Raw genomic sequence first — 12845 nt, 5'->3', positions numbered from 1 at the left:
GATGGAATCAGGTCGGAGGGGGCTGCTGCGTGGCACAGGCAGGCGCCGGGCACCGCGCAGCAAGGATTCTAACCGGCGGCGCCCGCAGCCTGCAGGCGCCGCACTGGCCGGTCAGCGCAGTTGCTGGGCGGTGACGCCGTCCTGCACCGTGGCGGCCGCATTCTTCTGGCGCAGCAGGTAGCTGACGCCGAGGACCACCAGCCACACCGGGATCAAGTAGACCGAGAGGCGCAGGCCTTCGGTCAGGTACATCACCACCAGGATGCCGGCGAGGAACACCAGGCACAGGTAGTTGGTGAGCGGGTAACCCCAGCTCTGGAACTTCGTGGACTGGCCGGCACGGCGCTTGTCAGCGCGGAACTTCAGGTGGATCAGGCTGATCATGGCCCAGTTGATGATCAGGGCCGACACCACCAGGCCCATCAGCAGCTCGAAGGCCTTGCCCGGCATGAAGTAGTTGATCACCACGCAGGCCGCGGTGGCCAGCGCCGAGAAGCCCAGCGCCGTCAGCGGGATGCCGCGCCTGTTGACCTTCAGCAGCGCCTTGGGCGCATTGCCTTGCTGGGCCAGGCCGTACAGCATGCGGCTGTTGCAGTACACGCCGCTGTTGTAGACCGACAGCGCCGCGGTCAGCACCACCACGTTCAGCACGTTGGCGACCCAGTTGCTGTTCAGCGCATGGAAGATCAGCACGAACGGGCTGCCGCCGGTGACCACGTTCTCCCACGGGTACAGCGACAGCAGCACTGCCAGCGCGCCCACATAGAAGATCAGGATGCGATAGATCACCTGGTTGGTGGCCTTGGGAATGGTCTTCTCGGGCGAATCTGCTTCCGCCGCGGTAATGCCCACCAGTTCCAGCCCGCCGAACGAGAACATGATCACCGCCATGGCCATCACCAGGCCGCCCATGCCGTTGGGGAAGAAGCCGCCGTGCTGCCACAGGTTGGCAACGCTGGCCTGCGGGCCGGCATTGCCGGACATCAGCAGGTAGCCGCCGAAGCCGATCATGCCGATGATGGCGGCGACCTTGATGATCGAGAACCAGAATTCCATCTCGCCGAAGGATTTCACGCTCGACAGGTTGATCGCATTGATCACCAGGAAGAACACCAGCGCCGAGACCCAGGTCGGGATTTCCGGCCACCAGTACTGCACGTAGATGCCGACGGCCGACAGTTCGGCCATGCTCACCAGGATATACAGCACCCAGTAGTTCCAGCCGGAGATGAAGCCGGCGAAGTGGCCGCAGTACTTGTCGGCGAAGTAGCTGAAGGAGCCGGCGACGGGCTCGTCCACCACCATCTCGCCGAGCTGGCGCATGATGAAGAACGCCACGATGCCGGCGATCGCGTAGCCAAGCAGGACCGACGGTCCCGCCATCTTGATGGTCTGGGCGATGCCCAGGAAAAGGCCGGTGCCGATGGCGCCGCCCAGCGCGATCAGCTGGATATGCCGGTTCTTCAGGCCACGCTTGAGCGTGCCGTCATTGCTGCTTGCATGCATTCAGTTGTTTCCTCTACCCATTCTCATGGAATGTGGGCCCGCGCCTCTGGCTGTTTGGAGTCGGACGCTTGGGCCGGGGGACGCCACCACCCGCGCGGCAGGGTGACTGCCGCGTGAGTGGTTCGCTTACCGGAACCGGCTGGTGCCTGTCACAGGCGGCCGGTCAGTGAAGGCCGATGCCGGTCAGGCTTCGACCTTGAGCGTGCCGCGCTCGATCTGGTCGCGTTCCAGCGACTCGAACAGCGCCTTGAAGTTACCTTCGCCGAAGCCTTCGTCGCCGCGACGCTGGATGAACTCGAAGAACACCGGACCCAGGGCGGTCTTGGAGAAGATCTGCAGCAGCAGGCGGGGCTTGCCGCCTTCCGTGGTGCCGTCCAGCAGGATGCCGCGCGACTTCAGTTGCTCGACGGGCTGGCCATGGCCGGGCAGGCGCGTGTCCAGCGCTTCGTAGTAGTAGTCGTTCGGCGCGGTCATCAGCGGCACGCCTGCGAGTTGCAGGTTGTCGATGACCTCGATCAGGTTGTCGGTCAGGAAGGCGATGTGCTGGATGCCTTCGCCATTGAAGGCCATCAGGAACTCTTCGATCTGTCCGGCGCCCTTGGACGATTCCTCGTTCAGCGGGATGCGGATTTTACCATCCGGGGCGGTCATGGCCTTGGAGGTCAGGCCGGTGTATTCGCCCTGGATGTCGAAATAGCGGATTTCGCGGAAATTGAACAGTTTTTCGTAGAAATTCGCCCAATAAGCCATGCGGCCACGGTAGACATTGTGCGTCAGGTGGTCGATCAGCTTGAGGCCGTGGCCGACCGGGTGGCGGTCGACGCCCTCGATGAACTCGAAGTCGATGTCATAGATCGACTTGCCTTCCTCGAAGCGGTCGATCAGGTACAGCGGCGCGCCGCCGATGCCCTTGATCGCGGGCAGGCGCAGTTCCATCGGGCCGGTCGAGATTTCCACCGGTTGCGCACCCAGTTCCAGCGCGCGGGCATAGGCCTTGTGCGAATCCTTGACGCGGAAGGCCATGCCGCAGGCGCTGGGGCCGTGCTCGGCGGCAAAGTAGGCAGCGTGGCTCTGTGGCTCGCGGTTGACGATGAAGTTCACCTCGCCCTGGCGGTAGAGCACCACGTCCTTGGAGCGGTGCTTCGCCACCAGCGTGAAGCCCATCTGCTCGAACAGCGGCTCGAGCACATTCGGGGTGGGCGAGGCGAATTCCACGAATTCGAAGCCCATCAGTTGCATCGGGTTGTCAAACAGGTCGGCCATGGCTTTCTCGCTAAGGGGAAGTTGAGTGATTGGATCGGTGAGACGCGGGCAGAGTGCCGTGGGCAGGGCCGGCGCGCGTCGGATGTCGGGATTCCGGTTCAGCGCTCCGCGCCATCGGCGGCGGCGCCTGGCATGCCAGGCAAGGAAGGCAGGTTCATGGTCATGGGGGCGTTCAGAACCGGTCAATCGGGAAATATTATTGCAGTGGCGACGTCGCCGGGATCGGGTGGCGCCGCCGCCAGTCATTGCCAGCCAACCCGGTAATGGCGCTGGCTTTATGTCGCTGGCTTGGGATGCAGTGTATATTCTGCCTAGCAAAATTGGATTTCGTTAGCCACGCAGGGAAACCCTAGCTTATGAAATAAAATTGCTTGAATCTCTGAAGTGAGGAAATCAAAGTGCAAACGATCGAGCTGGACCGTACCGATCGCCGCCTGCTGGCGGTCTTGCAGGAGCGCGCGCGTGCCTCAAACCTGGAGCTTGCCGAGGCCATTGCGCTGTCTCCGGCACAAACGCTGCGGCGCCACCGCCGCCTGGAAGAGGCCGGGCTGGTCAAGCGCTACGAAGCGCGGCTGGATGCCGCTGCCCTTGGCCTGGGTGTGGTTGCCTTTATCCACGTGACCATGGAGCGCGGGCATATCCGCGAGCTCTCCAACTTCAAACGGCTGGTGGCGGAACTGGCGCAGATCCAGGAGTGCTTTTCCGTGACCGGCGATATCGACTACGTGCTGAAGGTGGTCGCCAAGGACCTGAAGGCGTTGTCTGACTTCCTGCTCGATACGCTGATGCGCATCCCGGGTGTCAGTGCGGTCAAGTCCAGCGTCTGCCTGGACGAGATCAAGTGCACCAGCGCCGTGCCGGTGGAAGCCTGAAAGCGCGCGCGGGGTTCCTCAGAGGGGGGCCGTTACTCCGAAACCGCGTCGATCCGGTCGCACGCCACATTCATCGCGCGGCAAACCGCACACCAGGCGGGACATGAGCCGGGCTTGCTGGCGTCCGGCGCATCCCTGGCGGGCGGATCGGATCGTGGCGCATGCACCGTCACCGCTGGCCGAGGCCGCGGCGGCGGATGGCCGCCGCTACAGGCGCGTGCCACCGCCTCGTCCAGAGCCTGCAGGCCCACTGGCTTGACGATCACCGCATTCATGCCGGCAGCCAGCGCCGCGGCATGGTCATCCGCCACGGCACTGGCGGTGCAGCCGATGATCGGTAAATTGCGGACCGCGTCATCGCGCGCCCGCACCGCGCGGGCGAACGCCAGGCCATCCATCACCGGCATCGCGCAGTCGCAGACGACAATATCGAACACGGCGCCATCGAGTCTGGCCAGCCCGTCACGGCCGTCCTTCGCGGTAGCCACATGGTGGCCCAGGTACTCCAGCTGGCGCTGCAGCAGCAGGCGATTGGGCGCATGGTCGTCGATCACCAGGATGCGGGCATGGCAGCGTGCGTAGCCCGGCATTGGCACCGGCTGCGCCGGCGCGGCAGCGATGGCGTCGGCCAACGCCAGCGGCAGCAATACCGTCACGCGCGTCCCCTGGCCCGGCTGGCTGGCCAGCGCAATCTGTCCGCCCATCGCGCTCGCCAGGCGCCGGCAGATCGCCAGGCCGAGCCCGGTGCCGCCTGCGTGCGCGCGCGACTGGCCGTGTACCTGCGCGAACGGCTCGAACAGCCGCGCTTGCGCCGCCGGTTGTATGCCGATGCCCGTATCGCTAACGGTCAGCGTCACGCCTTGCCTGCCGTACTCGGCCGGCGCGGCTTCGAGCTGTATATGAATCGTCCCGCGGTCGGTAAAGCGCACCGCGTTCGACACCAGGTTGCCCAGGATCTGGCGGAAGCGCAGGCCGTCGACCTGGTGCAGCGGCGCGACGCCGAGGCCGGTTTCGCTGGTCAGCGTCAATCCTTTCTGCTCGGCCACGGGACCAAATATCAGCAGGGTGTCCTTGACCAGCGCCGGCAGCGATGCCGGCGCCGGGTGGACGCTGAACTTGCCGGCCTCCATCTTTGACAAGTCCAGGATGTCGTCGATCAGTGCCAGCAGGCCAAGCGCCGACTGGTGCGCGGTCACCAGCTGGAGCCGTTCGTGGTCAGGCAGCTGGCATTGCGCCAGTGTCAGCTCCAGCATGCCGGTGATCGCGTTCATCGGCGTGCGGATCTCATGGCTGACCGAAGCGAGGAAGGTGGATTTGGCGCGGTTGGCGGCTTCCGCCTCGGCCTTGGCGTGCGCCAGTTCGGCCAGCATGTCATGGCGTTCAGTCAGGTCGACGCAGCCGCCCGCGAGGCCCTTGACCTTGCCGTCGGCGGCGCGCAGCGGGGTGATCCAGTTGAGCACATGATGGCTGCGCCCATCGAGCTGCAGGCAACGGTCCTTTCGCAGCGGCGCGCCCTCGTCGAGGACCTTGCGGTAGTCGCGCGCCAGCTCGGCCATGTCGGTGACGATGGGATGCGCATGGCCTGGTGCATCGAGCGGCTGCCCGCGCAGCAGATCGCGCGTGACGCCGACGAGTTCCTCGTAGCTGCGGTTGCAGGTGATGAGCCGCAGCGAGGCATCGCGCAAATAGACCGGTTGCGGGATGCCGTCAAGCAGCGCCGACTGGATCGCGATGTGGTCGTTCAGCGCGCTCTCGGCGGCGCGGCGCCGGCGGACCTCGCGGTGGAGTACGGCGATCCATGCCAGCAGGCATGCACTGAGGCCGCAGAGCAGCATCGCGGCCCAGCCGTACAGGCGTTCAAGGGCGAGCGGTGCGGCGTGCAGGGGCGCCATGGCCTGGCCCGCGGCGCCGGTCGAGAAGGCGATCAGGAGCATCGCGGCCCAACGATGCAACACGGCATTTGCGTGGCGGGAGCGCGATGGGGCGCGGGATGCCGTGCGGTGGGATTTCGAACAGGCAGGCAACCAGGAAAAGGAGGGGAGGCAGGGCAACGGGGGCAAGGCGAACCAGGAAAATGCGGCTGGTATTCACTCTATGAGCCAAGCTGCGCCACCTCATTCAGACAACGCCGAAAATGCCTGTGGAAATTTCCGAATTGCGTGGCGACGGTGCCTAATGCACTGCCACTGGCTGGCCTGCAGCGGGCGTTAAGCCCGCGCGCGCGCCAGCGGAATGCATGTCGGGCGACGCTTTCTGCACATTGCAAGTCCGACCGGAGCGCTATGATTTCACCTTGCCCAATCGCGATGTTGTGCGCTCCATCCATGCTGCGGCGCTCGCGACAGAAACACGGTCCGGGATAGGAAAGCAGGACACCCACTTGCCTGCCCACGAAGATGGGAAGATTCTTTTCACTCCTCGGAGCCTTCAGGTGTTCTCGTGAGCAAATGCTGAGCACAATTCTGCAACGCCTGCGTTTGTGTTCCTTCACTCAGGCACAGAAAAGTTCGCTATGGAGTCATTGCAGTGGCCACTATCCTGATCGTCGACGATCATCCGCCCGTGCGAGTCGTCCTCAAGACCCACTTGTCCCAGGTGCTGGGCGTCACGCATGTGCTGGAAGCGGACAATGGCCAGGCTGCCGTGGAAATCGTGCGGCAGTATGCCCCGGACGTGGTGATCCTCGACCTGGACATACCGAAGATCAACGGGCTTGACGTGATCCCCCGCCTCAAGTCCGTGCATCCGGGCGTGCGCATCCTGGTGATCTCGGGCCAGGACCAGAATACCTTTGCACCAAGGGCACGCCAGGCGGGCGCGCATGGCTTCGTCAGCAAGACCCAGGAGATTTCGGAAATCGTGCGTTGCGCCGAATCGGTGCTGGCGGGGTACACGGTAATGCCCGAACTCGAGAGCGGCAAAGCCGGGTTCGGCGATGAGGCATTGCGCCTGGCCAGCCTGTCGGACAAGGAGCTGATTATCATGCAAATGCTGGCGAAAGGGATGAGCAACAAGGAGATCGGCGAAGTCCTGTTTATTTCCAACAAGACCGTCAGCACCCACAAGACGCGGATCATGGAAAAACTCGGGGCGCGCTCGATTGTGGATGTCATTGATTTTGCACGGCGCCACCATATTGCGATCGGCTGACATGGCGGACCTGATTTCATTCGCATTGCCCGGAGGCGCGCTGCCATGACCGGCGCGCTGCTGATTGCGGCCCTGCACGACGGACAGTGGGCCGCCGGCCTGGCGGCGCTGCTGCAGCGGCTGGGCTTTGCGCCGCAACTAGCTACGCCGGGTACGGCGTTTTCGCCGGCATCGGCGGGCAAGGCCGGGCTGGTCATCGCCGGGCCGGGCACGTCCTTGCCGCCCACGCTGCTGGAAGGCTGGCATGCCGCCGGCGCGCTGTGCGGGGTCGCGATAGCGCCCGGGACGCAGGTGGTCCATGGTGCCTTCGTGGCCCGGTTGCCGGTGCCGACAACCGAGGCGGCGATACTTGCCATGCTGGCCGAGCGCCACTACCTTGCGCTGCCTGCGCACGAGGCTGCTGCGATCCCCGCTGCGATTGCCGCGCAGACCCTCGGCGACAAGGGCTTCGCAGCCGAACTGCTGCAAGCGCTGATGACGTCGGCGCAGGCCGACCTGGCGCAGCTGCGCGCCGCCGGCACCGAAATGGAAACCTGCGGCAGCATTGCGCATCGGATGAAATCGTCTGCGCACTATGTCGGTTGCGACACCCTGCGCATGCTGGCACAACGCATGGAAGATGCCGCCCGCAGCGGCGATGCCGGCACGGTGCTGGCACTCCGCGCGGTTTTCGAGCCCACCTGCGCGCGCCTGGTTGAATTGCTGGCGGCAATGGCAGCCAGGACATAACGCCTGGCCAATTGACGCGATTATCAGGCACGGTGATTTACCTGATTGGCGCAAGTACGCCGCGTGATTATTCTGGATTAACGGTGGCTGGTTATCCTGAATATCCGGTAATGAATGCTGCCGATTCATTCGGTGCGGGCATGGATGGATTTTGGCGTGGCATTTCCAGCCAGATTTCTCCAGACCCGGCGCCGGCATTTTCCGGGAACGGGTCATGAATCATGCGTTGGCGGCATTGCCGGAATCGGCCTTCTATTTCCACCTGGCTGCGCTGGCGCTGCTGCTGCTGTCGTTCTTTTCCGGCCGCGCCATCTTGCAGGTGCTGGCCACGCGCGAGGGGCGCCGCGAACGGGCGCAGCGCCTGGTGCGCGTTGCAATTGGCCGGCTGGCCGCACTCGGCGCCATCTGGACGGCGATCGTTTATGGGCACGGTGCATGGGAGCGCGCCGGTGCCCACAACTGCCGGCACCTGCCGGCGGTCGACGCGGCCGCACGCTACGCCGCGGAAACCTGCTACCTGCGCCATGACCGGCTGCTGCTGCGCGTGTATGGCGATGGAGGTGGTGGAGGCGATGGAGGTGGTGGAGGGCGCGAGCATTTGCTGGCCCATCGAACCATCACCAGCGTCGGCCCGGTCCACGTGAGCTGGGATGGCCAGGCGCTGGTCTACGCGTCTCCGGCCGGGGGCGCGCCAGGCCGGCTGGCGCTGCCGCCCACATGGCGCGACCGCTTGCTGGCGCGGCTGCCCTGAATCCCTGAAGCCAGGAAACCCGGCTGGTTATCGCTGCGCCAGGTTCATCCGCCCCAGCACCGCGTCGAGCCCGGCCGGCGCGGGGATCTGGACCAGCAGCCAGCGCACGGCATCGGCCAGCGCATGGCCGTCATAGTCGGGCGCGAAGCTCTGCAGCGTGGCACCGTGCAGGAAGCACCGCAGCGCCAGCCATTCCGGCCGAGGCGGCGCATCGGCAGGTTGGCCGAACAGCAGCGACGGCACGGTCTCGAGCGGGTCGCGGACCGCGCGTGCCAGGCGTTCATCGCCGCGCGCCGCCATCCAGACTTCCAGGACCGCCAGCGAGCTGTGGCGCTGCGGGCGGTTCGCCAGGATATGCAGCATCAGGTGCAGCCGCAGCGTCGGAGTGAGCGGCCCGAGAGCCGCCAGCCTGGCGGACTCGCGCTCCAGCAGCCACGCCAGCATGGCGGGCAGCAGGTCATAGCGGCCATCGGGGAAATGATGGCGCAGCGAGCCGCGGCTGGTGCCGGCGATTTCGCTGACGCGCGCTTCCGAGAAAGCCGCATAGCCTTGCTCGATCAGCAAGGCTGCGGCGGCTTCGATCAGGGCCTGGCGGGTACTCGCGCTGCGCTCGGTCTGGGACGGCATGCCGGCCATTGTAGCAACGTGCCGGAACCTGCCCGAAGGCGGGCGCCGTCAGTGCGGCGCTTCCGCCGGAATATCGGTACTGCAGCTGGGCGATGCGTCGTCGTGCGAGTGCACGTGCAGCGCGTGCGGGACATGTCGGCTCTCCAGGCCCTTGCCCTGCAGCCACTGGGCGGTGGTGGCGGCGGCGCGGTCGATCAGTTCGCCGCAGCGCGTGTAGTCGTAGGGCGAGATATCGAGCGGGCACAGCGGTGGGACCACGCTGATATATGCCCGGTCGGCAAAGTGCTGCAGGTCGTTCACCAGCTGGCGCGCCACCAGCAGCGATAGCGCATTGAAGGCATGCTCCAGCGCGCCGCGCGGCGCCCGGCGCTCGGCGCAAGTGAACCCGGCGGGCAGCACGATCACCCGGGTGGCACCGAGGGCAACGGCGGTGGATACCGGGGTATTGTTGGCCACGCCCCCGTCGATCAGCGTGCGGCCTTCGAACTGCACCGGCGGGAACACGCCGGGAATGGCGGCGCTGGCCAGCACCGCATCGACAATGTTGCCGTGCGAGAGCAGCACCTCGTCGCCGCTGCTCATGTCGGTCGCGACCACGTGGAGGGGCAGGTCGGCGGCTTCGAGCCGGCGCGGCCCGAAATGGCGGGCCAGCAGCGCGCGCAGGCCCGCCGACTCGACCAGGTGCCCGCGGCTGCGCCCGACCATGCCAAGCACGCTGCGCCAGCCCCACGGCATGATGTCGGCGCGGCGGATGCCGCGCCACAACTGCTCAAGGCGGCCAGCGCCGTCGACGCCGGGATTGCAGGCGAAATAGGCTCCGTTGATTGCACCCGCCGAGGCGCCTATGACGATGTCGGGCGTCACGCCCCATGCCACCAGCTCGCGCAGCATGCCGACCTGGATTGCGCCGAGGCTGCCGCCGCCGGCAAATACGAAGGCTGTCTTGTCCATGGCTGTCGTCATGGCGCGGTGCGTCCGCGCCGTTTCCTTTGCATGTCGGCTTGCGTGTCCCGACCCTGGAAAAGCATAACCGACAGCAGACCGGCTGGACATGATGGTGTCCCCGAAGCGCCGATCTGCCACGTCCATGCTTCGGGCTAAATAATGCAATTAACCGCCAGGAGAATATTGTCGGTAAGTTCACGCAGGGCTGGCAGCAGGACGGTCCCCCTGGCAGTACCCGCGGCCACGGCAGGGCCTGCCGGGACGCGAAAAGTATTTGGGTGCGCTATTCCAGGAATTCGTCGGGAGAAATCCCAAGCTGGCTGGCCATATGCTCGACCAGCGCCTGCAGGCGGACAACCTTCTCCGATAGCGCCTGGTGTTCCGCGCGCAGTTGGGCAAGTTCGGCGGTCGTCCCGGCACCTCCGTCGGCGCCGCCCTGGCCGCCGCCGTAAGCCGGCTCCTGCGCGGCTTCCAGCCCCGCATCGCCACCCAGCAGATGCATCCAGCGGTGCTCGCGCGCGCCGGGCGCGCGCGCCAGCCGCACTACGAAGGGCGGCTCGCGCTCCGCCAGTTCATCCAGGAACCCCTCCACCGACGAAATATCGGCAAACGCGTGCAGGCGCGCCGTGTTCAGGCGCAGTTCTGCCGCGGTCTGCGGCCCGCGCAGCAACAGCATTGCCAGCAGCGCCACTGACTGGCTCGGCACGGCCAGCGCGCGCTGCATATTGTGCTCGAAGCGCGGCACGCGGCTGCTGCTGCCCTCGAAGACCAGGCTCAGGTGCTTGAGGCCGTCGATGGCGTCGAGGATCTCGGGCTCGCTCACGTTCATGACGGGGGCGCGGGCGGTCTTCTGGTTGCAGCCCGAGGCGAGGGCATTGAGCGACAGCGGATAGGTGTCGGGGACGGTGTGCTGTTTTTCCACCAGCACGCCGAGTACGCGTCCTTCCACGGCGGAAAGGGGCCGCGGCGCGGGGCGGGCGGGGCGGTCGCCAGGCTGGCTGGCGTCGGAGACGGAATCGGGTTGCATCAAGACTCTGGGTTGGACTCGGGCCGCGCCTGCCGGCCTGGCAGCGCGCTCCCATTCAAGCGCAAGGCAGCGCCAGGCGCAACTATGCCATGCCGGCGCCGCCGCACCGCTGTTTGCGCCGGGTTCGTCTCTCGCATTCTGCGGCGTGCCGTCTACTATCGATAGGCCGCGCAGCGACTGGCGGCGCGCGCACCGACTACAGGGGGGCAACATGGCGATTTCGCAGGCGGAAGCGATGGCAACGGGTGCCACGGACGGCGAGGCTGGCGGCGCGGGCGCAACGCCTGACGGCGCCGGCCTGGAAGCGCCGTACTCCACGCTGGAGTCGCGCTGGCACCAGATGTTCCCGCAGCTTGGCGCCGAAGACATGGCACGGGTGCAGCGCTTCGGCACGCCGCAGCGCTGGCGCGCCGGCGAGAAGCTGTTCTCGATCGGCCAGAGCGGCCGCGGCATGTATCTCGTCACCAGCGGCTGCGTGCGCATCGTGCGCCGCGACGGGCTGGGCCGCGAGCACACGATCACCGAACAGGGACCGGGCCACTTCCTGGCAGAGGTGGGCACGCTCAGCGGCCGGCCGGCACTGGTCGACGGCGTCGCCGTGAGCGACACCGACGGCTACGCGATCACGCCCGAGCGCCTGCGCGCGCTGCTGGTGGCCGAGGCCGAACTGGGCGAGCGCATCATGCGCGCGCTGATCCTGCGACGCGTCGGCCTGATCGAGTTCGGCAGTGGCCCGGTCCTGGTCGGCCACGGCACCGAGCCGCTGCTGCTGGCGCTGCAGGCGTTCCTGCGGCGCAACGGCTATCCGCATACCGTGATCGACATGGACGTGGACGGCGACTGCTCGCTGCTGCTCGAGTATGCCCACGCGCCCGCGAGCGACTTCCCGCTGGTGATCTGCCCCGACGGCCGCGTGCTGCGCGCGCCGGACGAGGGCCAGCTGGCGTCATGCCTGGGATTGTTGCCGGAGTTCGACCCGGACCATGTCTATGACGTGATCGTGGTGGGCGCGGGGCCGGCCGGCCTGGCGACGGCGGTGTATGCGGCATCCGAAGGGCTGTCGGTCGCGGTGATCGACTGCCGCTCGCCTGGCGGCCAGGCTGGCGCCAGCGCGCGCATCGAGAACTATTTAGGCTTCCCTACCGGCATATCCGGCCAAGCGCTGGCCGGACGCGCGTTCGTGCAGGCGCTGAAGTTCGGCGCGCATATCGCCATCCCGCTGGAAGTGAAGGCCCTGCATTGCGGCACCGACCCGATCCGGCTCGAGCTGGTCGACGGACGCATGATTCCGACCCATACCGTGGTGATCGCCACCGGTGCGCAATACCGGCGGCCCGGCATCGAGTCGCTCGAGCGCTTCGAGGGGCGCGGCGTCTACTATTGGGCTTCGCCGGTAGAGGCCAAGCTGTGCCGGCACGAGCCCGTGATGCTGGTCGGCGGTGGCAATTCGGCCGGGCAGGCGGCGGTCTACCTGGCGTCGAACGCCGCGCACGTGCATATGCTGGTGCGTGGTCCCGGGCTGGCCGCGACCATGTCGCGCTACCTGATCGACCGCATCGGTTCGCTGCCCAATGTCACGTTGCATACCCATGCGCACATCACCGCGCTGATGGGCAACGGCTGGTTGTCGCGGGTGCGCTACGACGCGCCAGGCGAGAGCCCCGCGCCGGTGGAAATGGACGTGCGCCACCTGTTCCTGTTCATCGGCGCCGACCCCAATGCGAGCTGGCTGCGCACCTGTCATGTCGAGGTTGACGACAAGGGCTTTGTGCGCACCGGAGGCGGCGATCTTGGCTGCGCGGCAGCGGTGCCCTATCCGCTGCAGACCAGCGTGCCGGGTGTCTTCGCCATCGGCGACGTGCGCTCGGGCTCGACCAAGCGCGTTGCGGCAGCGGTGGGCGAGGGCGCCGCGGTGGTGGCGCAGATCCACGACTACCTGGCGAAGGTCCAGCTGGCGACCGCAAGATAGCGCAAG

General features: G+C 66.5%; 12 protein-coding genes. 6 read left to right on the top strand and 6 right to left on the bottom strand.

Annotation, left to right across the window (positions count from 1 at the left end):
• Window positions 1–111: 111 nt before the first annotated feature.
• Window positions 112–1506, bottom strand: coding sequence for an amino acid permease (locus tag J8I82_RS32965; protein ID WP_209763840.1), 1395 nt, complete (start codon window positions 1504–1506; stop codon window positions 112–114).
• 183 nt (window positions 1507–1689) lie between these two features.
• Window positions 1690–2769, bottom strand: coding sequence for a 4-hydroxyphenylpyruvate dioxygenase (gene hppD / locus J8I82_RS32960; RefSeq protein WP_209763839.1), 1080 nt, complete (start codon window positions 2767–2769; stop codon window positions 1690–1692).
• Window positions 2770–3167: 398 nt separating this feature from the next.
• On the opposite strand from hppD, the gene J8I82_RS32955 reads away from it, so the two are divergent.
• Window positions 3168–3641, top strand: a complete 474-nt coding sequence (locus J8I82_RS32955; protein ID WP_063240375.1) for an Lrp/AsnC family transcriptional regulator — start codon at window positions 3168–3170, stop codon at window positions 3639–3641.
• 32 nt (window positions 3642–3673) lie between these two features.
• On the opposite strand, the gene J8I82_RS32950 is transcribed toward J8I82_RS32955, so the two are convergent.
• Complete coding sequence (locus J8I82_RS32950) at window positions 3674–5596, bottom strand: PAS domain-containing sensor histidine kinase (protein ID WP_284183234.1); 1923 nt, start codon at window positions 5594–5596, stop codon at window positions 3674–3676.
• Window positions 5597–6167: 571 nt separating this feature from the next.
• On the opposite strand from J8I82_RS32950, the gene J8I82_RS32945 reads away from it, so the two are divergent.
• From J8I82_RS32945 to J8I82_RS32930, 4 genes are read left to right on the top strand one after another with little or no spacing between them, the layout of a single operon-like run.
• Window positions 6168–6791, top strand: a complete 624-nt coding sequence (locus tag J8I82_RS32945; protein WP_209763838.1) for a response regulator transcription factor — start codon at window positions 6168–6170, stop codon at window positions 6789–6791.
• 45 nt (window positions 6792–6836) lie between these two features.
• On the top strand, window positions 6837–7520 hold the full coding sequence (locus J8I82_RS32940; RefSeq protein WP_209763837.1) for an Hpt domain-containing protein: 684 nt from the start codon (window positions 6837–6839) through the stop codon (window positions 7518–7520).
• A gap of 32 nt (window positions 7521–7552) precedes the next feature.
• Window positions 7553–7738, top strand: a complete 186-nt coding sequence (locus tag J8I82_RS32935) for a hypothetical protein (RefSeq protein WP_209763836.1) — start codon at window positions 7553–7555, stop codon at window positions 7736–7738.
• Window positions 7735–8271 carry a hypothetical protein gene (locus J8I82_RS32930; protein WP_209763834.1) on the top strand — a complete coding sequence of 179 codons (537 nt, stop codon included), beginning with the start codon at window positions 7735–7737 and terminating at the stop codon, window positions 8269–8271. Before J8I82_RS32935 ends, J8I82_RS32930 begins: the two co-directional genes overlap by 4 nt.
• A 27-nt stretch (window positions 8272–8298) precedes the next feature.
• Here J8I82_RS32930 and J8I82_RS32925 read toward each other — a convergent pair whose 3' ends face one another.
• The 3 genes from J8I82_RS32925 to J8I82_RS32915 form a co-directional block, all read right to left on the bottom strand.
• Window positions 8299–8898: a TetR/AcrR family transcriptional regulator gene (locus tag J8I82_RS32925; RefSeq protein ID WP_209763833.1), complete on the bottom strand. Its 600-nt coding sequence runs from the start codon at window positions 8896–8898 to the stop codon at window positions 8299–8301.
• A 48-nt stretch (window positions 8899–8946) separates the two neighbouring features.
• Window positions 8947–9849, bottom strand: coding sequence for a patatin-like phospholipase family protein (locus tag J8I82_RS32920; RefSeq protein ID WP_209763861.1), 903 nt, complete (start codon window positions 9847–9849; stop codon window positions 8947–8949).
• A 277-nt stretch (window positions 9850–10126) separates the two neighbouring features.
• Window positions 10127–10870 carry a YceH family protein gene (locus tag J8I82_RS32915; protein WP_209763832.1) on the bottom strand — a complete coding sequence of 248 codons (744 nt, stop codon included), beginning with the start codon at window positions 10868–10870 and terminating at the stop codon, window positions 10127–10129.
• A gap of 211 nt (window positions 10871–11081) precedes the next feature.
• Between J8I82_RS32915 and J8I82_RS32910 the strand changes: the two genes are divergently transcribed.
• Window positions 11082–12839 (top strand): FAD-dependent oxidoreductase, encoded by a 1758-nt coding sequence (locus tag J8I82_RS32910; protein ID WP_209763831.1) that lies wholly within the window; start codon window positions 11082–11084, stop codon window positions 12837–12839.
• The last annotated feature ends 6 nt before the right edge of the window (window positions 12840–12845 follow it).

It is taken from the genome of Cupriavidus consociatus (assembly GCF_017814975.1).
GTDB lineage: Bacteria > Pseudomonadota > Gammaproteobacteria > Burkholderiales > Burkholderiaceae > Cupriavidus > Cupriavidus consociatus.
The sequence above is the reverse complement of the archived record's forward strand: the minus strand, read 5'-3'. Positions and strand labels throughout refer to the sequence as shown.

Coding starts and splice junctions, on each gene's coding strand:
- J8I82_RS32965 (WP_209763840.1), bottom strand. CDS start 1,506: ATGCATGCAAGCAGCAATGACGGCACGCTCAAGCGTGGCCTGAAGAAC.
- hppD (WP_209763839.1), bottom strand. CDS start 2,769: ATGGCCGACCTGTTTGACAACCCGATGCAACTGATGGGCTTCGAATTC.
- J8I82_RS32940 (WP_209763837.1), top strand. CDS start 6,837: ATGACCGGCGCGCTGCTGATTGCGGCCCTGCACGACGGACAGTGGGCC.
- J8I82_RS32930 (WP_209763834.1), top strand. CDS start 7,735: ATGAATCATGCGTTGGCGGCATTGCCGGAATCGGCCTTCTATTTCCAC.
- J8I82_RS32925 (WP_209763833.1), bottom strand. CDS start 8,898: ATGCCGTCCCAGACCGAGCGCAGCGCGAGTACCCGCCAGGCCCTGATC.
- J8I82_RS32920 (WP_209763861.1), bottom strand. CDS start 9,849: ATGGACAAGACAGCCTTCGTATTTGCCGGCGGCGGCAGCCTCGGCGCA.
- J8I82_RS32915 (WP_209763832.1), bottom strand. CDS start 10,870: ATGCAACCCGATTCCGTCTCCGACGCCAGCCAGCCTGGCGACCGCCCC.
- J8I82_RS32910 (WP_209763831.1), top strand. CDS start 11,082: ATGGCGATTTCGCAGGCGGAAGCGATGGCAACGGGTGCCACGGACGGC.